This is a genomic window from Sulfuracidifex tepidarius (assembly GCF_008326425.1).
Lineage (GTDB): Archaea > Thermoproteota > Thermoprotei_A > Sulfolobales > Sulfolobaceae > Sulfuracidifex > Sulfuracidifex tepidarius.
Window position 1 is genome coordinate 619,037 of the sequence record NZ_AP018929.1, and the last position, 21,874, is coordinate 640,910.

Annotated in this window: 15 protein-coding genes, 2 pseudogenes and 1 CRISPR repeat array; of the genes and pseudogenes, 11 read left to right on the forward strand and 6 right to left on the reverse strand. The window is 42.6% G+C overall.

The genetic code is table 11. From position 1 onward, the window contains the following. Positions 1-6: 6 nt before the first annotated feature. Together IC007_RS14275 and IC007_RS14035 are read left to right on the forward strand one after the other, a co-directional pair. Positions 7-384, forward strand: a complete 378-nt coding sequence (locus tag IC007_RS14275) for an alpha/beta hydrolase family protein (protein ID WP_442267890.1) — start codon at positions 7-9, stop codon at positions 382-384. Continuing rightward, complete coding sequence (locus IC007_RS14035) at positions 356-748, forward strand: prolyl oligopeptidase family serine peptidase (protein ID WP_269472357.1); 393 nt, start codon at positions 356-358, stop codon at positions 746-748. Before IC007_RS14275 ends, IC007_RS14035 begins: the two co-directional genes overlap by 29 nt. 782 nt (positions 749-1,530) lie before the next feature. Here the strand turns inward: IC007_RS14035 and IC007_RS13225 are convergent. Next, positions 1,531-1,689 carry a hypothetical protein gene (locus tag IC007_RS13225; protein WP_156303862.1) on the reverse strand — a complete coding sequence of 53 codons (159 nt, stop codon included), beginning with the start codon at positions 1,687-1,689 and terminating at the stop codon, positions 1,531-1,533. Positions 1,690-1,720: 31 nt separating this feature from the next. Continuing rightward, positions 1,721-7,359: direct repeats of the CRISPR family, unit length 30 nt; unit sequence GTTTCAAACCCTCTAAGGATCACTACAAAC. A gap of 1,216 nt (positions 7,360-8,575) precedes the next feature. Here IC007_RS13225 and IC007_RS02845 point away from each other — a divergent pair. The 3 genes and pseudogenes from IC007_RS02845 (at position 8,576) to IC007_RS02855 (ending at position 12,783) form a co-directional block, all read left to right on the forward strand. Beyond that, on the forward strand, positions 8,576-9,172 hold the full coding sequence (locus tag IC007_RS02845; protein WP_149528326.1) for a hypothetical protein: 597 nt from the start codon (positions 8,576-8,578) through the stop codon (positions 9,170-9,172). Between the two features lie 918 nt (positions 9,173-10,090). Further along, a pseudogene (locus tag IC007_RS02850) lies at positions 10,091-10,872 on the forward strand (hypothetical protein). Positions 10,873-11,664: 792 nt separating this feature from the next. Beyond that, positions 11,665-12,783: an MFS transporter gene (locus IC007_RS02855; RefSeq protein ID WP_149528327.1), complete on the forward strand. Its 1,119-nt coding sequence runs from the start codon at positions 11,665-11,667 to the stop codon at positions 12,781-12,783. 837 nt (positions 12,784-13,620) lie between these two features. Here the strand turns inward: IC007_RS02855 and IC007_RS02860 are convergent. The 5 genes from IC007_RS02860 to IC007_RS02880 all read right to left on the reverse strand — a co-directional run bounded on the left by IC007_RS02860 (position 13,621) and on the right by IC007_RS02880 (position 16,303). After that, the gene (locus tag IC007_RS02860) at positions 13,621-13,977 is read right to left on the reverse strand and encodes a nucleotidyltransferase domain-containing protein (RefSeq protein WP_054846748.1); all 357 of its coding nucleotides are present in this window, start codon (positions 13,975-13,977) and stop codon (positions 13,621-13,623) included. Then, positions 13,953-14,345 carry a HEPN domain-containing protein gene (locus IC007_RS02865; RefSeq protein ID WP_054846747.1) on the reverse strand — a complete coding sequence of 131 codons (393 nt, stop codon included), beginning with the start codon at positions 14,343-14,345 and terminating at the stop codon, positions 13,953-13,955. Before IC007_RS02865 ends, IC007_RS02860 begins: the two co-directional genes overlap by 25 nt. A 552-nt stretch (positions 14,346-14,897) precedes the next feature. Then, entirely contained in the window at positions 14,898-15,503 is a 606-nt protein-coding gene (locus IC007_RS02870; RefSeq protein ID WP_149528328.1) for an ABC transporter permease subunit, read from the reverse strand. A gap of 15 nt (positions 15,504-15,518) precedes the next feature. Continuing rightward, positions 15,519-16,016, reverse strand: a complete 498-nt coding sequence (locus IC007_RS02875; protein WP_054846745.1) for a hypothetical protein — start codon at positions 16,014-16,016, stop codon at positions 15,519-15,521. Next, entirely contained in the window at positions 16,007-16,303 is a 297-nt protein-coding gene (locus IC007_RS02880; RefSeq protein ID WP_149528329.1) for a hypothetical protein, read from the reverse strand. Before IC007_RS02880 ends, IC007_RS02875 begins: the two co-directional genes overlap by 10 nt. A gap of 896 nt (positions 16,304-17,199) precedes the next feature. On the opposite strand from IC007_RS02880, the gene IC007_RS13230 reads away from it, so the two are divergent. From IC007_RS13230 to IC007_RS14110, 6 genes and pseudogenes are all read left to right on the forward strand, one after another. Next, positions 17,200-17,349, forward strand: a complete 150-nt coding sequence (locus IC007_RS13230) for a hypothetical protein (RefSeq protein ID WP_156303853.1) — start codon at positions 17,200-17,202, stop codon at positions 17,347-17,349. Positions 17,350-17,878: 529 nt separating this feature from the next. Beyond that, complete coding sequence (locus IC007_RS02885) at positions 17,879-18,691, forward strand: DUF973 family protein (RefSeq protein ID WP_149528330.1); 813 nt, start codon at positions 17,879-17,881, stop codon at positions 18,689-18,691. 601 nt (positions 18,692-19,292) lie between these two features. Then, entirely contained in the window at positions 19,293-20,012 is a 720-nt protein-coding gene (gene uvsE / locus IC007_RS02890; RefSeq protein WP_232048990.1) for a UV DNA damage repair endonuclease UvsE, read from the forward strand. Between the two features lie 12 nt (positions 20,013-20,024). Beyond that, complete coding sequence (locus tag IC007_RS13695; protein WP_232048991.1) at positions 20,025-20,213, forward strand: hypothetical protein; 189 nt, start codon at positions 20,025-20,027, stop codon at positions 20,211-20,213. A gap of 550 nt (positions 20,214-20,763) precedes the next feature. Then, a complete protein-coding gene (locus IC007_RS02895; RefSeq protein ID WP_054846751.1) occupies positions 20,764-21,144 on the forward strand; it encodes a HEPN domain-containing protein in 381 nt (126 codons plus the stop codon). Between the two features lie 34 nt (positions 21,145-21,178). After that, positions 21,179-21,600 (forward strand): annotated as a pseudogene (locus IC007_RS14110) (nucleotidyltransferase domain-containing protein). The last annotated feature ends 274 nt before the right edge of the window (positions 21,601-21,874 follow it).

Consider the following 21,874-nt stretch of genomic DNA (forward strand, 5'->3'; position numbering starts at 1 on the left):
GGGAATGTGGACTACGTTAAAGTTAAGAACGGAGACATTGAAGTCCCTACGTGGATCATAAGGGCAAAGGAGCCAACCAATAAATGCATTGTTTACGTTCATGGGGGACCATGGTCTGATGTTGACGACAGCTGGAATATATTAATATCTCCTTTAGTCCAGGCTGGATTTAACGTTGTTGCCCCCAACTTCAGGGGTTCCAATGGTTATGGAAGCAAGTTCAACTTGATGGATGTGGGGGACCCAGGAGGCGGAGACTTAAGCGACGTAGTAGCAGTCCGGGATTACGTTCATGAAAAGAAAATCGCGGAGAAGGTAGGAATTATGGGTTATAGTTTATGGAGGTTATATGACCTTGTTAGCGCTGGGAAAGGCACCGGATAAATGGGACTTTGGAGTTGCAGGAGCGTCTGTAACAGATTGGATTGAAATGAATGATTTATCTGACTCATTTTTCAAGGGATTCATAGAGGTCCTGTTCATGGGTAAGAATTTAGAGCTAATGAAGGATAGATCTCCCATCACTTACGTTAACAACGTAAGGTCACCCATATGCATAATACATTCCCATAACGACTCTAGGACACCCCTGATTCCCGTGCTAAAGTATATACAAAAGCTTCAGGAAAACAAGAAAACGTTCTACTTACACGTTATCCCAAATTTGGGACATACCATTTACAGAAAGGACGATGCTGTAGACATAGTGTTACCGGCTTTAATCTTCCTTAAGAAAATGTTGCAATGATTTTTCTCTTCTATTTTTTCTTATGTGGTTAAAGTTCTCTGAGTTCATTAAGAGAATGTTAAGATCAGGGTGAGTTGGACACTTGTTTTTCCTGTTCATTCTACAAGCGTTCCCTGTTTTCGATCCTCTAGGTTTTCATCAATCTCAACGAACTTTTCTTCTAGTTTTGTCGAATTTCATTTGTTAGTTAAGAATATATTCTGTTTATTTGTAATAATTATGAAACTTTTCGTCTCTTCAATTCTTATCGCCACTTGTTTCCTCTGACTTCCATGCTGCATTAGACTAAAATTGCTTTGTAAAAATAGTTTTGTTGGACATGCTATTTTATCTTAATGAGATTAAGGGAATTGAAGATGTGCTATTTAACAGTAAACCCGAAATCGTCTTCATAAAGGTGAACTTACCCTGCCATTACGACGGGACATCTCTAACTGCATAATGGTGATTTCCTGCTTTAAAAACAGCCTTAATTACCCTTCACTTATGAGGGACGTTCTGGGGAAGAAACCGTTCTTTGATACCCATTAACAGAAGCACAGAGGTTTACTCTCCATAATGTCTTGAGTTCACCCATTACCGAGGGTGTTGACCTAGCTATTTTAGCCTAGGTCTAAGAATTATTCCCTTATTTATTGTTAACAAAATTTTATAACAAGACTACTTATACTACTCTTCACGAAAAGCGACTTTTATCTCATCATCCTCAGCCACTTTAAAAAATCATGATTTTTATACTTAAACTTCTAGATAATGAAAAAAGTTTTCCATTTTCTTTCAAATCAGGCAATAAATTTTTGTACATCCTCTTCTTTCATTCCTTTGAATTTCTTGATTACGAAGAAAGATGGAATTCCCATTAACATGCCAAAGATACCTACTGCAAAAAGCACGTTAATTATGCCAAATAAGGTAGCCAGAAGTCCGTAAAGGGTAGCCATGACGGGGGAAGAGCTCAACAGGAAGATTTGAGTTTCAAACCCTCTAAGGATCACTACAAACCTACATTACCCGACGGTATACTGTGTGTGTACGTATAGTTTCAAACCCTCTAAGGATCACTACAAACCGGAAGCCGAGTTCAAATACAATATTACGGGGCGTTGTTTCAAACCCTCTAAGGATCACTACAAACGGACGGGAAGGAGTTACGAGGGAGTGAGGCACGCCAGTTTCAAACCCTCTAAGGATCACTACAAACATACTTCGCAGCGTTTTCAATGCCATGGTTGAACTAGTTTCAAACCCTCTAAGGATCACTACAAACCAATAGGTGAAGGCGAAACAGCTGAAAGGATTATGATGTTTCAAACCCTCTAAGGATCACTCCAAACGAAATCGAACGGGTCAGGCAACTGACGGGCTTAAGCGTTTCAAACCCTCTAAGGATCACTACAAACACGAAGCACCGAGTGAAGAGTAACCGCAGTAACCCAGTTTCAAACCCTCTAAGGATCACTACAAACCCGGTAGAAATAGGTAAAATTACTGATTTCTCTTTCGGTTTCAAACCCTCTAAGGATCACTACAAACCACAGGTGATGAAAATGACTTTCTTAGACCCTGATATGTTTCAAACCCTCTAAGGATCACTACAAACACTCGTTCCAGCTTGTTCGGTTGGGATAAAGTCTATCAGTTTCAAACCCTCTAAGGATCACTACAAACATTCCAAAGCAAAAGAAATTAGAAGAAGAACAAAAGGTTTCAAACCCTCTAAGGATCACTACAAACAGAGTAGTAATGGGTATGAAAGATAGAAAGAAACCAGTTTCAAACCCTCTAAGGATCACTACAAACTGGTTATGGACGAAGGAAAAAAAGAAAACGAAAATGGTTTCAAACCCTCTAAGGATCATTACAAACCTTATCCTCAAACTTTATCCTTTCCATTGAAAGTTCTAGTTTCAAACCCTCTAAGGATCACTACAAACCTCAACTTGCTCCTCAGGGTGTTCCTCTCCTCCTACCACGTTTCAAACCCTCTAAGGATCACTACAAACTCTCATCCACCTTTCTCAGATATTTTGAGAACTGCTTGTTTCAAACCCTCTAAGGATCACTACAAACACAGATATTCGTATGAGCAATATATCTAGCACTTCTACGTTTCAAACCCTCTAAGGATCACTACAAACACACTACTGGAATCTCATTTGTGCCTGACTGAAGATTAGTTTCAAACCCTCTAAGGATCACTACAAACTTAAAGAAAGAGCTTTCTGAAATCGCACTAACTTAGTTTCAAACCCTCTAAGGATCACTACAAACCGGAGAACATACAGGCAGTAGCGGACAGCATTACAGGTTTCAAACCCTCTAAGGATCACTACAAACCTATTTGGTGCGCCTCTAGAATGGATGACTTATTCACGTTTCAAACCCTCTAAGGATCACTACAAACATTCGGTCGCCTAATCGTTACTGTATTTTTCCGAATATAGTTTCAAACCCTCTAAGGATCACTACAAACTCTTTTTCATTTTTTCCACTGAAATCGAAAGATTTTATGTTTCAAACCCTCTAAGGATCACTACAAACATAGTATATTAGGGGAAAAAATGGTTGTATATCTACGTTTCAAACCCTCTAAGGATCACTACAAACCGACTCATGGCGATGTGATTATAGCGTTCCTCTTGAAGGTTTCAAACCCTCTAAGGATCACTACAAACCCCTACGTTGCCGTCAACTAAAGTCTGAAATTTCTTCTGTTTGGTTTCAAACCCTCTAAGGATCACTACAAACTTGATATTTGTCTCGACGAACTCTTCTCTGACTGGGTTTCAAACCCTCTAAGGATCACTACAAACAGAAAAGGGCCTTAGCGCCCAAGTGATCCATCCTATGTTTCAAACCCTCTAAGGATCACTACAAACTGTTTGGAATGAGCTGTATGAATACATGGCTAACGTGTTTCAAACCCTCTAAGGATCACTACAAACGCCGGGAGAGCCATATGCGTTAGATTCTTGATTTTGGTTTCAAACCCTCTAAGGATCACTACAAACTCAACCTCAAGATATGGATTACATAGTTTCGGTAGCGTTTCAAACCCTCTAAGGATCACTACAAACTATGTTCTCTCGTCAAAATTTCCAGAATTTTCTGCGTTTCAAACCCTCTAAGGATCACTACAAACACTTTGGAACACTATGAGCTTAGCACTTCGTTCTATCAGTTTCAAACCCTCTAAGGATCACTACAAACGGTCGTATATGTGATGAATACCGCGATTATCCCCCTGTTTCAAACCCTCTAAGGATCACTACAAACTGTCAGACCATGGTATGCCCCATTCCTGTCAGATCTGTTTCAAACCCTCTAAGGATCACTACAAACTACTATTTCGCTCCTGCCAATACAAAAGAAGCTATTCGTTTCAAACCCTCTAAGGATCACTACAAACGTGGTTTTAGCTGAATCTAACAGTCTGCCTAGTCCGGTTTCAAACCCTCTAAGGATCACTACAAACTTATTTAAAATGTTTTTCTTCGTATACACGGACAAAAGTTTCAAACCCTCTAAGGATCACTACAAACTTTTCCTGACATACCCTAACTCTCTCGTTGATGTCGTAGTTTCAAACCCTCTAAGGATCACTACAAACATGTAGGCACAGCGTTCTTTGTCGATTCTCACTATTGTTTCAAACCCTCTAAGGATCACTACAAACAATGAACAATTAAGGATTTGGATAATCCTAGAACCGTTTCAAACCCTCTAAGGATCACTACAAACAAGAGAAAGAGCAGGATAACGAAGACGTCTTCAATGCGTTTCAAACCCTCTAAGGATCACTACAAACTCCCCTGCGACAGCCATAGTAGATTTCAGGAAGTACTTGTTTCAAACCCTCTAAGGATCACTACAAACTCGATATTGGATACACTGTGGAACAAAAGCCTGTTCTGTTTCAAACCCTCTAAGGATCACTACAAACTAAAAAAGACGATGCACAGAAAGAATATGAGAAGATGTTTCAAACCCTCTAAGGATCACTACAAACCAGGGAAAGACATGAGTGAAATGAGTACATTAAAATGTTTCAAACCCTCTAAGGATCACTACAAACAGTAGCCTACCTTCTCAGCCCCGGTTACGTAAAAATTGGTTTCAAACCCTCTAAGGATCACTACAAACGAGATTCTGAGTTGTTTTTTACGAAACATCTTCCACAGTTTCAAACCCTCTAAGGATCACTACAAACAGTAGCGTTCATTCTAGTCTTAGTGTGGCTTTTCATGTTTCAAACCCTCTAAGGATCACTACAAACCGTCTGGGGCGGAGTCCAAATTACTGATAGCCCAGTCGTTTCAAACCCTCTAAGGATCACTACAAACAAGTCAAAGACAAGAAAAATAAAGGTAAATTTCTTTTGTTTCAAACCCTCTAAGGATCACTACAAACCGAATATGAGAATAATTCCCGATGTAAAATAGAGAAGTTTCAAACCCTCTAAGGATCACTACAAACTCCTCAATAGGCTGGATAGCCGTCAATGAGGACGGGGGTTTCAAACCCTCTAAGGATCACTACAAACATATCTCTCGCCTCCCGCAAATCCCGATATTGATTCGTTTCAAACCCTCTAAGGATCACTACAAACAACTCACTTATGCGCTCAATCATTTTTTCCACTCTTTGTTTCAAACCCTCTAAGGATCACTACAAACCGTTGCTTCCATCACAGTTTTGTTTTCCGTAGTTTGGTTTCAAACCCTCTAAGGATCACTACAAACGAAAAACGACACGATCATACTTGCATCAACTTTTTCTCATGTTTCAAACCCTCTAAGGATCACTACAAACCATCTTCCTCCTCATAGGCACGCCTTATTGATGAGAGTTTCAAACCCTCTAAGGATCACTACAAACTTGTGCTTAAACTCTCACCCTTACCCGCCGCCCCGAGTTTCAAACCCTCTAAGGATCACTACAAACCTCACAGAAGGCAACTTCTTATTATCCTTCATTCAGAAGTTTCAAACCCTCTAAGGATCACTACAAACCTCTTCTGACGAGTTATAGGGAGATGGCTAGAAGGGTTTCAAACCCTCTAAGGATCACTACAAACTTTTCATTGCAACATGCAAGGTAAAAAAACGTTTATCTGTTTCAAACCCTCTAAGGATCACTACAAACTCCGTTTTGCTCTCGTATACCGTTACAGTGCAATTAGGTTTCAAACCCTCTAAGGATCACTACAAACTATAAATATTAGTTCCAGTTATCGATTTCTGATAAAGTTTCAAACCCTCTAAGGATCACTACAAACCATGACCTATGCGTCTACAACATCCGCGACCTCTTGTTTCAAACCCTCTAAGGATCACTACAAACAAGCTATGAAGCTGTTAGGCACGCTGTATCTGAAGGAAGTTTCAAACCCTCTAAGGATCACTACAAACAGTCTACCCATAACCCTAGAAGATGTGAAGAAAGGTGTTTCAAACCCTCTAAGGATCACTACAAACATACGGGACAAATTGAAACTCATCCTAGATGTCGATAGTTTCAAACCCTCTAAGGATCACTACAAACGAAAAGAAGATCAAAAAACTAGAGAGGGAAATAAATGGTTTCAAACCCTCTAAGGATCACTACAAACAAATCAATTGGCGTTCTAAGTGGTGGGGGGAATCTAGTTTCAAACCCTCTAAGGATCACTACAAACCCTCAGCTTAGTCCATTTAATTTTACCATTCTTTAGGTTTCAAACCCTCTAAGGATCACTACAAACTCATCTATCTTCTCTACTTCGAATCCGAATGTGAACGTGTTTCAAACCCTCTAAGGATCACTACAAACCGTTTGCCCGAATGCTACAGCACTCAGTGATAGGGAGTTTCAAACCCTCTAAGGATCACTACAAACCGTTTGCCCGAATGCTACAGCACTCAGTGATAGGGAGTTTCAAACCCTCTAAGGATCACTACAAACCCAACCACGTCGTATCAAACTCTTCCAAGATTTATGGTTTCAAACCCTCTAAGGATCACTACAAACAGGTATAAATGTTGAGGACGTTTTAGAGAAATTGAAAAGTTTCAAACCCTCTAAGGATCACTACAAACACATATTTCTATCAGTACAACCTCAAAACCGGGAACGGTTTCAAACCCTCTAAGGATCACTACAAACAGATTTGCGAGGAATACATTTTACCAATATGGGTTTAGTTTCAAACCCTCTAAGGATCACTACAAACTTGATGTATCATTGTAAACTTTTATTCGCACTAAATAGTTTCAAACCCTCTAAGGATCACTACAAACCGGCTTTATCTCAGCCCTAGTATTCGGGAAGCAGGGGTTTCAAACCCTCTAAGGATCACTACAAACGATGAGGGGGGGGGGAAGAAAGAGAGGTTTTTTTTCGTTTCAAACCCTCTAAGGATCACTACAAACCACAACGTGACACAGAAATATGACATAGAAACCTTGAGTTTCAAACCCTCTAAGGATCACTACAAACTTTTTTGCACCTACCTAGAGTTATCGAAGGTCATTTAGTTTCAAACCCTCTAAGGATCACTACAAACATACGAGAGAGGGTTAAGCCCTCATTCGTGACCCGTAGTTTCAAACCCTCTAAGGATCACTACAAACCCTGCTTAATATTATGTAAAAACTCCCTAAAAAACGTTACTCTGAATTCGGCAGTGAAGTCGCACCATCAAATTCCCTTTCACTGCCGAGGGAGTTTTACGTGAAAAATAATATGTTTTGAAAAACATATTTCGTTCTCCCTTTCACTGCCGAATTTTTGACTTCCTTCTACTATCTGAAAATAATACTTTTTTAAGATTTTTTAAATCGGACTTATGGAGAGTCATGAATTGACAAGAGTTGCAACCGACATTACCAACAAATTGGATATAAGAAGAAGGGCTGTTAGATTAATAAAGGAGATCAAAAAAGACGAAATACGTACACTTAATTGCAGTTTTAAGATGAAGTATTAACGCCATGTATCCGCTTTTCTTCCATAGTCTGTAATCCTTGACATAACTCAACGGTGATTCATACTTATATCGAACCCTGATTCAACTTCTTTAATTTCTTGCGTGATCTTGAATATTCATTATATATAATATTCATTATTATATAGTACTACGGTTATAGGACGATTCAGGTCTCCATTACAGATTGTAATTATGCTAAAAATAGATCAAACAAAGGAAATTGTCAAGCGTGAATCCTTGCCCGGCTCACACGAAAGTGTTCAATTAAATTCATCTTATTTCAATAAATAAACTGAATTCGCAAGGGAGACGCGATCTCCACGGTTATATCTCCACCATTATTAATACTGAGTATTCATCTACAATTATAGTATGTAAAGAACTAAATAGCTGTGATAATTGTCCATAATGTTATTGACACTCTTGATTACAAGATACGCGCCTTCTATTTCCCTCATTTCAGACCTTTAGTTACTTCAAGATTGGTCATTTATGTCCTCGTTGCAAATTCGCTCTGTTTCCTTAGGACGGGATGAGAATGATTGATTTTACATGGCAAGACATGTTGTGAAATAGGGAAAGAAGCTTTAAAAGCAATAGTGCCGTGCTCCACGAACTTGAAAGTGGACGTGCTTTATTGGTCTCTTCAATTCCTTTAGGTATTAAGTTCGTTGTATTTTATTAAATTCAAAATTAGACCTTATATTAAAAATAAGTCTTACGTCACCTTGATAAAAATTGAAGTATTCAACAAAGCGGAGCCGACCACAAACCTCACGTCCTTTAGTTAATGTCTTCACCATGTGAAAATGCTCCACAGACACTTGAACCTTTATTATTTCGTGCTTCAAAACTACAATGTGAAACACGACCTATGGCTTGACTACGTGGACCCCGAGTACCACATGATGGACGCTGAAGAGAAGTCCCTTTACGACCAAGGCCTGAAGGAGTTTGCTAAGTACACTCGCCAGCTCAGGGTGACCAAGACTAACACGGGGGCTCAGGTGGGGAGCACAAGCAAGAAGAAGGGGAAGAGGGCCAACACGAGGAGGGTCAGTGAGGTCCTGAGGCTCTTGTCAGGCGTCGCCTTGGCAATACCTTTCATGTTCTTTTATTCCGTCTTTGTTTTGATAGTGTTCTACATGGTTGTTTTTAAAATCTGGACAATCGAAATACCGCAAAGCTTATCCTTCTTGTCTCTCCTCTCTCCCGTCCTCTTCATAGCCGCAGCGGTAGGGTCACCTTTCCTCGGATTGGGCCTAGCGATGGGTTACTTGAAAGTGCTCGAGTTAGTCTTCACTAAGGTGTCTAAGGTGAATGCTTCCAGGCTGGCAAGGGTTGAGGGTGTAGTCACTGCGCTTTTCCTGACTTCACTGCTCGTGGGCTACTTAGCTTCCCCTCCTTTACATGAACTCATAGGTCATCTTGTGTCCACAGCGGTCTCTATCGTATGAAGCATCAAGCACCTTCTGATCCTCGGGGGCGCTAGGTCAAGGCCCTCCTTTGAAGACTAAACGAATTTTCCATTTACCTTAAACGGGGTTAAGGGGAGAAGACATGTGTGGTCGCGGGGTGAGTCCACGCGTACTCTCCACACGGGTAAGGTTTATTATCTCACACTCAGAAATTCGAAGACGGGTTGTACGAACTAATGAAATGCTTCTTGGCTCAGTCTACCCTAGTAATATTTAAACTTTATAAAGGGGCTATCCATCCCCGCCTCAGAGAGGCGAGGCTTTCCGCCCCCTTAACCCCCATTTTTTAGTAAGACACGTTATAGCTAGGAGAGGAGAAGATCTGGTCCTGGTCACAGCCTACCCCGACCCAGACGCTGAGACTTTAGTTGAATTTCGAAGTTAAAATGTAATAACATAGTTCTTCATAGAGAAAGAATTATTCTTTTTATTCATTTATTAATCATTTCATTATTTTTATATGTTTATATATATAAAAAACATCCACAATTATGTATAGGTGTAGAGGCCCTCTAGGTGGAACTCTCCTATACCTCGGAAAGAGATTAGAATGACTACTCCTTCGTTTACGGGAAGATTACGTGCTCTTCTGTACTAGCTCCCTCCAGTGTAAAAACGTTGAAGTGAACATGAGGACTTACTTGGTTACACGTTCACGCGTGCTGCCTATACTCTCTTATACTCTCCTTGCTTTTGACCAATGCTCTACACGTTTAGACACAATATAATTCATTATTTTTTATAATTATATTTCTCTAAGGGCTCAATATATTTTTAAATAAACGCTTAATTTAGAGTTAAACATGAATGGGTGGGCTAAACATGTATTGAAAGGAAGTGACCTAAACACGCGTCCTTTCGTAATTTTTTATTAAGGGCTACGTTTGATACCAGTTTATGAGCGGAGAGAAGGCAAACGAACTCCTTAAGAACTCAGAATTCATCTCAGCGTTAGCTGACAAAGTTTACGACAGACTAAAGGATGAGATTGTCATAAAGAAATTATGATGAGAACACCAATGCCATTAGATCACTGGAATCTTCAGTGAAGTCGTTGCAGGAGACTGTGAAGAAACACACCGGAGCTATTACGTCCTTGCAGCAGAAATATTGATAAGCACACTCAGGCAGTTGAGTCGTTGCAGGAGACTGTGAAGAAGCAGGGGGAGGCGATACAGTCGTTGCAGGAGACTGTTGATAGACACTCAAAAGCTATTGAGTCGTTGCAGAGGGCTGTCGAGAGGCACTCTAAGGTGATTTCCATGCTAGTCAGGGAACAGAAGAAGCTGTCCGTCGAGATAGGTAGCTTCACTTCCAGAGCAGGGAAAGGGTTGGAGAGGACTATCCTCAACATTTACAAGAAAGCCCTGAAGCTACACCACGTCGACATTAAGGAAATTAAGCACGGTAGCGTAGTAGACGGGATAGGCTTGGTCGAGAAGGGTAGGTCTTTCGAAATAGACTTTTACGAGACTAACGACCACGTCTACATCTTTGAGGTCAAAAACTTCGCTGATGAGGGAGTCGTAGACCAGATCCTCATCAGGAGGAAGCTGTTGGAAGCTAAGTACAAGAAACCCGTGAAGGCTTTCGTAGTCGCGAATTACGTGGAGAAGGAAGTCAAGGAGGCCCTAGAGAAAGAAGGGGTCGAAATGATCTACTCTTACGAAGTGAAATAAGAGTCCACAGATCTCATCAGTCAAATTACGATCTATGAGCACATTTTAATTTTTAATTCTACCTGCAATTTCATAAAGTGAAAGAAAGAGTTTCTATGAAAACCCTGATCATCGAAGTCTTCAAGAAGAAGGGAAAACTAATTTTTTTTAAAAAAGAAAATCGCTATGAAGCTAAAATTAGAGGCTTTTTAATTAAAAATCTATTGTTGTCTCAATGAAATGACTGGGGATGGGCCATGATAATGGAAGGACGGCTGACCCTTGATGAAAGGATTAAGAGCTAACCCGTCCCTCATTCTCTCCTTTGATATGGGAGATAAAAAGAGTTGTGTAAGCTGAGAGTTTACAGAAAAATAGAGGACTTTGGCCATTGGTACGCAAAGACTCAGTGAAATGACCTCACACTTATATACAAATAACTAGTACTCTGAGAGACTAACTCCTTGATTCCTCTCTACGTTAAGCAGGACGGTCTTAATGAATTTTGGAAGATAATGTAATTTTAAAGTTAAAGAGCAATAAATCAATAATTTTTAATCTCTCCAATAGATTTCCGCCTAGAACCAAGAATGAAGAAAAACGGAATCGCTCTCTCTTTATTTTTCTTGAAATAAAAAAATACACTATCTTATGGTCTTAAGTTTAGAGAGCAAAATACACGTATACAAAATTTTATACAAAAATTATAATATAATAAATGGGAAGAAGATCTTCTAGTTGGTATATCCTCTATCTCCTTATGAACATGGAGCCAACACTAAACTTTAAAGATAAGTTCCTTCTTTCTCCTCCATGACAAAACTTTTCCCTTACTTGGTTCTCCTCTTCACGATAGGTTTCGGCTGGTTTTTGATCTCTCCTTTAGTACCTATCCTGTCAGCCGACTTCCACGTGAGCGTTCCCTCAGTTATCCTTCTCATCTCACTGTACGGTTACTCAGTGGTCTTAGTGGGACTGTTAGCGGGTTACATATCAGCAAGATTCACAGTGAGGGACGTACTCATAGCGTCTTCTGTCTTCACTTTTGTAGGGCTTACCTTGAGAATATTCTTCCTCCACGACTTCCTCCCGTTCTTCATCACGCAGACGTTGGCGGCGGTGGGTTACCCCCTAGCGATAGCTCCCGTAGGGGCTGTGGCGTCCTCCTTCAAGAACCAGAGGTCTGTGACGGGATTGAGCGTGGGGGTCCTCTTCATAGGCATGGGAGCGGGGAGCTTCATCTCTCCTTTGCTTCTAGCCTTCGGGATACAGGGAGATCTAGGGTCAGCAGCTGTGCTGTCTCTGATCTCCCTGGCGCTAGTTTTAGCGTTCACAGGGGACTACCCTAAGAACTACACTAGGAACTTGAAGGGATCGTTCTCTCCTCCAATGGTGAGGAACTGGTACGTTGGTTTGGTGATAGCTACGTTCTCCGTGTTCTTCGGCGGAGTTGCGTCTGCTCTCTTAAGTGTACACCATGTGACCAACGCTGTCTCCCTCGGGGGTCTACTGGGAGGCCTCTCCTTCGTGGGGTCCGGACTAGGGGCTGCCGTGCTCCTTCCTGTCTTCGAAGTGAAGGGGCTAGTGAGGGGCGGGACTATGCTCAGCGCGACCCTAGCGTTCGTGTTCGCTGTCGTTATAAGCTATTCACTCCTTTTCGCACCTGAGAGCGTGGTGTTGGGAGCGTCCTACTTCCTTTACGGGTTCTTCGGCAACGCCCTCTGGTCGTTAGCTTTGTCTTCTGTGGTCAAGTACGTGAAGTACCCTACCCTCAGCGGGTTCGCCACTTCCATGTACAGCGTCGTGAGTAACTTGGGCGTAGCGTTGATCCCTTCTTATCTCACCTCTGTGTTCCTCTCCTTGCCGTTGGTAGGGTTAGCAGTTGTTGGGGTGATGCAGTTGGTCGCTCTTGTGATAGCTCGGTGGTTATAGAGAAGATTTTCCTTAGATATGGCGACCCTTCCCTTTTTCTATATCTTTCTGTCTCTCTTATTCATTTATTTTTTCCTTTTCTTGTTCTCCTATAAATGGAGAAATACTTTCTCTATATCTGCGCCATATATAGCGCCTCATCTATCAGGACTAGCGGAAAAACGTGTATCAGTTTACGGGAATTCCTGAGGCATAAATGTTTTCATCTTGTAGAGTCATAAAAAGCAAATTTTATCTATTTTGTATTGAGGAGATCTTCGAACCTATAGCTAATTATTTAATCTCTATCACGTCACTATTAAGTTGTTTTTAAGGTCGCGTAACTCTACAAGGGTTTTCCGATAGAAGCCAAACATGTCCTCCTTGACCCTCATCATTCACCTTCCTAAAAAGTAAGCAGGGAAAAGTAGTTATCCCCGTGACGTTTACGTCTCCCTAGGGACGAGCTCGATGATCACTGACGCATCTACAGGGAGAAGGCGTGAACTACCCCGCCCTTACGGACGGGGCATCCCCACCTCACGATGGAGATTTCCTGCTTCTCAGAGGAACCTCGATCCCCCTTCATCCACAGCGGAGGTTCCATCGAACGGAACCGTTCTCTGATGCACCGTGTGGAAGAGGGGTTACGGAGGGTTCCTCTCCACAAGCGTAAGTTCCCCCAGTCCCGAGGGTAGGACCTAGCTCTTACAGCCGAGGTCTGGGAGATAGCGCGATTTTTAGTATAAAAACGTTTCTATAAGGGGGCTATCCCCTCCCTGACGGAAGGGGTCTTCCGCCCCCTCAACCCCCGTTAAGTTAAATTGCAAGTTCCGGTTATTGGTCCTCCATCTCGAACTAGTCAGAACGGTCCACCGGCAAGCCGAGGAAACCTTCTCCTCTTCCCCAGACTTTCCTTGCCCCCTTCATGAGCTTGTGTCCTTCCTTCTCCTCAGGAGATATGACCACGAAGTCTACGTCCCCCCTTATGAAAGGAGATATTGCCTCCATCCTTTCAATTATTCCTACGTCTTTCATCCCGTCTACGACGAAAATAAGGTCTATGTCGCTTGTGTCCTTGTAATCACCCCTAGCCCTAGATCCGAACACGTACACTTCCCTGAGGGGAAATCTCTCATTCAACCGGTAAACCGTGTCCCTGACGAGTTCCTCCATTCTCTTCTGACTCTCTATTGCAGACTTTGATTTAACCATTCTAACACCTCCTTACAACTCCTCATGATACGCTCGCTGGTCTCCACGTCATATATCCTAGAAGGAAGAGAGTCTGACACGTCGGGATACCTGCTCAGTGTATAGTGCGGTAAAATCTGGTTCACGGCCTTCTCCACACGAGTCGGAACTTGAATACCTAAGTCCGTTTCTATCATCTCGAGCAAATCCGAGAGCGAGTGTGTCTTACCAGGGTCTTTTCGTCCCTTGATTAGTAAGGCCTTAAGTCCTTTTTCCACGCTCTGGTGGCAAAAGAACACAGAAGCATAATACCTACCGTTTTCATGGAGGATTTCGGCTGTCTTTAAGTCCTCTTTAGCCTGAACCATCCACTTCTTGTACTCCTCCATAAGAGAAGGTTAGTAGACTTTTCTATTAAGTTTTAGGATGTCTTGTGTAACACTTCAGTTCCTTTAAACCAATTTCTATCCCACGTTACGCTTGTTCAGACTTTAAAGATCAAGGGGGCCCCATTCAGTATTGAGGTATGAGGCTAGCCGCATCCCTTCACGAAGCGTTAGGTCATTTGCTCCAGACATGGAGCGTAGGGGTCTCTTAGTGCCACCGTTAAGATCAAGAATCATCTGCAGACCTGAAATTTAATCTTGTCTTTTAAGAACGAAATACAATGAATTTATTTGATCTATCTTTGCTATAATTACAATTCTCAATGGGAACCTGAATAGCCATCATCGGCTCTTTCCTTTTTCCTTCCAGAGACCTTAGCTACCAAAACATTTGAAAAACATTACTGTATTAGATAAAATGTAACGTACATTCTCTGGAAGTGATGTGACAATATTTTAGATAAGATTATTATTTTTTATGTGTGTATATATATAAAAATATATATATCCTTCTTAATAAGTTAAATAATTAAAAATAAATATAAGATGTCACTATTATTTGTTGCTCATCAGCCTCCTCTTTTTTATTAACTGAGTAAAGATGATATATCCTATCGCAAACGGTACGAATATCCAAAAGAGTACGTCTACCACTTCCAGTGGGGCACTGTAGTAAAAGACGGGAACAGTTGGGGAAAGGAACTCCTTAGCGTAGTGCTCCATGAAGGCTAAAGGAGCGTAGAACTCGAGGTAGTATTCGTTCTTACTTACATGTATCGTATTAGGTAGGATGAAGAACAGCACTGGTTCTATGAAGAAGAATATGAATGCGGAGATAGATATTCCCAGGAAGACCGCTGAGCTCTTTACGGAACTCCCTATCAGGAATAACAGGGAGTAATAAGCTAAAAGAGATAACGAGAGCCCAAGGAACATGAAAAGGGTGGGCGTGAGCTCCATGGAGGTCCCGGTGAGGAAGACCAAAGTGAGAGAGGACGTGATCAGAAAGACGCCTGAGAGGATAAAAACGATCATGGCTCCGCTCAAGAACTTGTTGACGAATATCTCCTCCCTAGTGACGGGTTTTGAGAGAAGGAACTCGAGGGCTCCCGTCCCTTTCGGCTTAGCTAAGAGGGAATAGACCAAGTAAATGACGACCATGAGGAAGGGCACCAGCTAGGAATATGACAAGTCCTCGAACTCTCTTAGCTCGTCTATAGAGATCGTTAATCCAGATGTGACGTTCTCACTCGTCTCTGAAGTGATTGAGTTGTCTACATGAGGTGATTTAGATAAGAAATGAAAGACGAGGGTTGAAGTGTGGTCTTTCACTTTTATTATGTATGATTTGATACCCTCGCTCTGGTTACCCATGAGAGTCTCGAGAGACGAGGTTTCTCCTTGCTCAGAGTGTACGTAGTTAGTCACGTCATAACTCAGCGAAGCTTGGTGCAAAGTTGAAACGTAAAGCTTTACGCTCCCGTTAGAGAAGTAATTAGACACGAGAAATGAGGGAGATGGACTTGTGCTTATGTGAAGAGAAGGTACATTCGTGTACGGTGATGAATAATAGAAAATCACATTTCCTAGTAGAGTCGCATCGACGTTTTGGTCGCCCTCCTGGTGAATTACCAATGTGTATCCCATTTCCTTATACGTGAAGCTCAGAGACACCTCCCCGGACGAGTTGGTGTTCCTGAGGTTATCTCGCTCCCGTTGAAGTTCACCGCTGAAATCTCCACGTCTGGGGCCGGGTCTCCGTTCGGTCGTATGGCCATGACAACGAGGTTAACGTGGTCTCCTTGGACCTGAGAGAAGCCTATCACGGAGTACTTGTAATCCACTTGGGAGCCGACGTACTGGGCTGTGTAATAACCCATTCCGACTCCAACTATAGCGAAGAGAACCAAGAGGAGGAGAGTGGAGACCCTCAGGAGACTCCTCTTGAATTCGAACGTCAATCTCCTCATTTTTTCATGTAACCTATGTTGTCAAATCTCTTCCCGAGCTCCTTCGTTTCCCCGGTCCTCTCAACCATCCACCAGATAGAGACGTGTTAATGTCATTGCCTCGACGCTCTTCATGCCCACGTCCTAACGTAAAATGCAGGCTGAGATCTCCTCCACAATACATATCCGCGACACTACTGTAGCTACACAAGGGAGTCTTATGCCTACCGCCATCACGTTACACCTTCAGCTGAACCGCCTTCCTTGGGTTGAAAACTGTTTCAAGCAAAGTATATCTCCTGTAACGTTCACTGTCGCTAAAACCTCACACTTTCCAACCACATGCGTCCACTCACGATCCATAACTTTGAAACAGTGAGGAGATATACCTACATTTTCACCTTGGATCATTAGTTTTTTGCAGATAGTTAGGTTAAATACTTTTTCCAAAGTGAGACATTGTGGATCTCTAACTACACAAAAATTATAGCTGAAGGCAATGTGATAATATTTATGAAGAAGGGAAGCACTCATGACCGGAGGAGTGTTCTCTTGCGCTCATCTTATTCAACAAGATGTAGTAAAAATATTAGAATAAGACGGAAATGCTTCCTTGAGAAGCAAGTACAAGTGGACATGGTGACTGAGTGAATCCTATGTTTCCTTCACGTGTTTACACTGGTGGGATCATCACGAGATGGACATGCTAAGACGAAGTATAAAACCGAGTCAGTTATACACCTTCCTACCTTCACGTCTGGGGACTCCTCGTAGCGTTTGAGAGGACTAAGATCATCGAATCATCAGGCTACTTCATGGTGAAGAAGGGAGTGAAGTGCATGGACAGATATCTGAGGACGAGATAGAGGTCTAGCCGAAGGCACGAGGATAGGCGTTACGGAATAGTAATGCGTTGTCGCGGGGTCGGGAAGAAGAGGGTTCCTGCTTCCTCAAGGTTAAGTAGTGATGAAGTAGACGAGTCTAGGACGGTCAAAGTTGACGTGACCACGAAGCAGATGAGGTCAATTGTGGGAAACAGTCAGGGAACTCCAATATGAGGCACACGACCAGTTGACGACTATATCATACTGCTTTAACGAGATAAGATGAAATAGACGTGGCCGTCTACCTAAGAACCACGCGAGTAGAGTGAACCATACAGTACCACTCGACCCGTGGGTTCATGAGAATGGATATCAGGTTAGGCAGAGAAATGATCAGGTTGAGGTATATCGTCAGGCCACTCTTCTCAGCTATTAAAAAGGTAAGTCAATGAGGACAAAGACAATCCAGTTAGGTTAAGGACTCTGTGCTTAGTCAGGTTATACGCTAGATATCGCACAACGCCCCGACCTAGTGGGGAGACGGAAATCATAACCCGACCTAGATAAGCAGAATTAGTTAATAAAAAACATTCTCTTTTTTTATTTATTTATTTATATATATATACTGTATTACTTTATATATATATATACTGTATTACTCGAGCGAAATGATTTAAGGTGATCTATCAAGCTGATGAGTTTCTTTTAAATATATATATAGATAAGCTTTTATCTTCGAATTTTCTAAATATTATAGATAGAGATGTCTTATAATCCAAATCCATCACTAGAGATAGACGGAATTGAGAAGTTGAGGAGGGGAACCCTATTCTTCATTATAATTCCGCTTCTTTCCTTGTTATCGATAGCTCTAGCAGTCACTGTCGTCGGACCTATCGTCCTATCTATAATAGCCATTGTCCTCGGAATACTTGGCCTACTGAGGATAAGAGAAGGATTTTCTCTGCTCGTCCAGTCAGGGAAGCCGGTGGGGATAGGCTCGACGGGGGTAACCTTGGTCTTTGTCGGTTTAATCCTAGAAGTGTTGGGCGCAATCCTTACAGTAGTCTTGATAGGGATATTCTTGCTTCCGATAGCAGGAATAGTAGCATTCGTAGGGTATGTGTTATTCGGGATAGGTTTGTACAGCGTGGGGTCGCAATACAACAACGGCTTAACTAAGATAGGAGGAATACTCGTAGCTACCCTCATACTGGGGTTCATCGGCCTCATCATGGTATATGTAGGACTAGGGGAAGTACAGAAAAACGTCGGGACTTACGGGTACACTCCGCAGTCAGGACAGTCCCAGCTATACCAGGTGGGGGTTGGAACCCTAAAGGACGGAGTCGCCACTTTCACGGTATATTCCAGCCAACAGCTCATGATCTACTCTGCTTCTCTTTTGGGCACACAGTACTACACTAACTCAGTGACTCCTAACACGCTTAACCCGGGGAACAATAACGTCATGGTGAATTTCGGCAACGTGAGCGGATTGACACAAGGCCCATACACGATAAGGCTCACCTTGTCTAACGGGCAGAACTTGGACGTTAAAGTGAATGTCCAGTGATGATTAGAAATATTGTAAATATCATAAAGAGATAAAGGAGAACCCCCCTTCCTTTTTCTTTATCGCTTTCTTTAAGCTCCTCACGTTTTTTCATTCTCGATTAATGGACCTTGTCTACTTAAACGAGGTGAAGAGAGTTCTCTAGGTTGGAAGAAACATTCGACACGTATATTTCTCTTCCAGAACTGATATAACAATATTTAAAACTAAAATTGTACTTCGTCAGGCCTTAAAAGACGAGATTTGCGTTTCAGGTCAGGTGGTTCGAGACATTAACGTGAGACACAAAGAGGTCCCTACGTCCTGCGTCTAGGAGAGCTAATGGCGTAACAATGTGAGGAAGTACAGTTAACCTCAGACGTTACGCCTGAGTGAAGATGCCTCGCTCTTTAAAGTCTGATGAAGTATATGTAGTACGTATATATAAACATACACATGTACCTCCTTTAAACGGCTTGCGTGCTATTTCACTTACATGAGCCCACGTTTACACAGAATCCTGATTAAGCGTTTAGCTGAAATAAAGTTTCACGCTGACCGACGTTCGAGAAGTCTGTGAAGCACGTCCCTGCAATTTGGAGGTGAGGCTTGGACCTGAGTTGTGTTCGCTCTTTCACACCCTGGAACTCACATTTATTTTCGACGTCTCCTCCTTGTCAATCTGAAGATAGGCTACGTGTCTACAAACCGTTCACTGTGCAAGTCTGACTCGACTGTGAGGCTTGACCATCTGGAGAGAGTTAAGGAGGTAGCCACAAACAACTTGGAGTGCTTGAAGAGGACCTTAGAGTGGAACGTGGAACACGACATCTTCTTCTTCAGGATAAGCTCCAACACTATACCCTTCGCTTCCCACCCTAAGATGACCTTCAATTGGAGGGAGGAGATGAGGGGACTCTTGGGGGAGGTAGGGGACGTGATAAGGGAAAACTCAATCAGGGTATCAATGCACCCGGGTCAGTACACTGTCCTTAACTCTGAGAGAGAGGAAGTGGTGAAGAGCTCCATAGAGGAGCTCAGGTACCACGCCGACTTGTTGGACTTAATGGGCGTAGAAGGTAATGTACAGATACACGTGGGTAGCTCAAAGGGAGGAAAGGAGGGAGGGACCGAGAGGTTTATGGAGAACTTCTCACTGTTGCCTGAGAACGTGAAGAGCAGGTTGGTGGCAGAGAACGACGATAGAGTTTACAAGGTGAAGGACTGCTTGGAGGTATGGGGAAGGACGGGGACTCCGGTAGTCCTGGACAACCTCCACCACTCCCTAAACAACGACGGTGAGAGGTTGGAGGAAGTGCTGAAGGAGGTGAGAGTCACATAGAAGGGTACACCCATGATGGACTACAGCTCCCAGGAGCCTGGAGAGAGGAGGGGTGTCCACGCGCACACTTTGTCAGAACCCCACTTCAGGGACTTCCTCAGCGTGGTGGAAGACGTGGACGTCATGCTGGAGGTAAAGGACAAGGAGGTCAGTGCTTTGAAGGCAGTGAAGATAGCGAAGGAGATGGGGAAGCTCGACTAGAATGCCCCTTCAAGGGAGTTTGCATTAATACAAACGAGGTTTTCTTCTTTTTTCAATTCCTGTGTGGCAAAACGGGAACTCCTGCTGTCAAAATTTTTCGTCTTATGTCCTGAAATAAATTTCTCATTTTACGGTGAGGAGATTTTTTCCCACCTATAGCTTAACTATAACTATCTAATCTCCATCACGTCAGTATTAAATCATTTTAAGGTCATGTAACTCTGCAGGTTTTCCGATAAAAGCTACCTGCATATTAGAGAGTGCATGAACGACGCGGGGAGAGTGTTAGGGAGGAGGGTCAACACTGCTCCATCAGTCCAAAGTTTATACCTCATCAGACTCTAAAAAGCAAGAGGGCTTCCTCTTAGTGTCTTGATTTAAGGCCTCAAGTCCCGTGTAGACCTGAAATAAATCTTGTCCTTTAAGGCCTGAAGAAGTATAAGACTTGAAGAGGTCAAATACTACTATCATTTGGACCGCTAGTCCTATGTCCCAGACCCAGCATGTCACAAGGTTTATAATTTCATGTCATCTAGCTTACTTAACTAGCATTGATCCCCCCAAATTCAGAGAATTCGCCAAAGGGTTCTACAGAGTCGCTAGGAGGGACAACGAGAGGGCTAAAAGGGCATTGGAAATTAGAGACTTCCCAGAGTGCTTCTTTTACTCGCAACAGTCTGTTGAAAAGAGCGTAAAGGCGATGTTAGAGCTAAAACTGATATACCGAAAAGAACATGACGTCATAGCTGACGCTTCCAGCAACCTACAAGACCTAGGAGAGGAGCTCGACGTGGTCCTGAACGCTTTGGACTACCTCAGTGGGGCCTGGGACATCTCCCAGTACCCGTTCTTCAACGCAGACACTGTGACCACGCCTGAGGACTTCGTGACCGAGGAGATGTGCAGGGAAGGGATAAGGTACTCTGACTAGGTGATCAGGGTCGCAGAGGATTACCTTAGAAAACATGAAGTTATTTAGGAAAGCCACCTCCCTCCTGAAGAAGGACACGGTCCTGGCAATAGTGTTCTTTGGTAGCAGGGTCATAGGGAAGCACAGGGAGGGTTCAGACCTAGACGTGCTGATCCTGGTAAGGGACGAAGCAAAGGAGCCAACTTCAGTGAGGAGAGGTTGAGGTTCGTGAAAGACACAGGGGTTAGTGTGGACACTACCGTTATGACCAGGGAGGAGTTTAAGGACAACTTGACTTTAGGATCCGTGTTGATGGGAGTGTCGATAGCGTTCTGCGTGACTTATGACGAGGTAAACGTCTATGAGGAGATAGAGAGGTGGAGCAACGAGGTCAGGAAATACCACGCTGTCTTGGATCTCCCTTACGGGAACTTCGTGGTTGGCAGAACGATCAGGAAGTGCAAGGTCATCCTTTGATGTTTTCATGAAAAGTGCAATGAAGTGAAGATAGTGAAGTGTAATTAAAGGAGTAATTAAGAGAGTATCAGTTAAAAACCTAAAGAATCGAGTTTGGTCTTAGAAGTAGTTGACGACTTAAAACGCTAATATGCAAAGTCAGAGAAAAACTTATAAAGATTAAAAATACTTCTTCTTGCCTTTTTCTGGAATAGTTCAATTCTACTAAGGTTAACGTCAAACTCTCTTTTAGGTAAACATTTGATCTAGGGAGTTAATGTTATCATGGGACTTA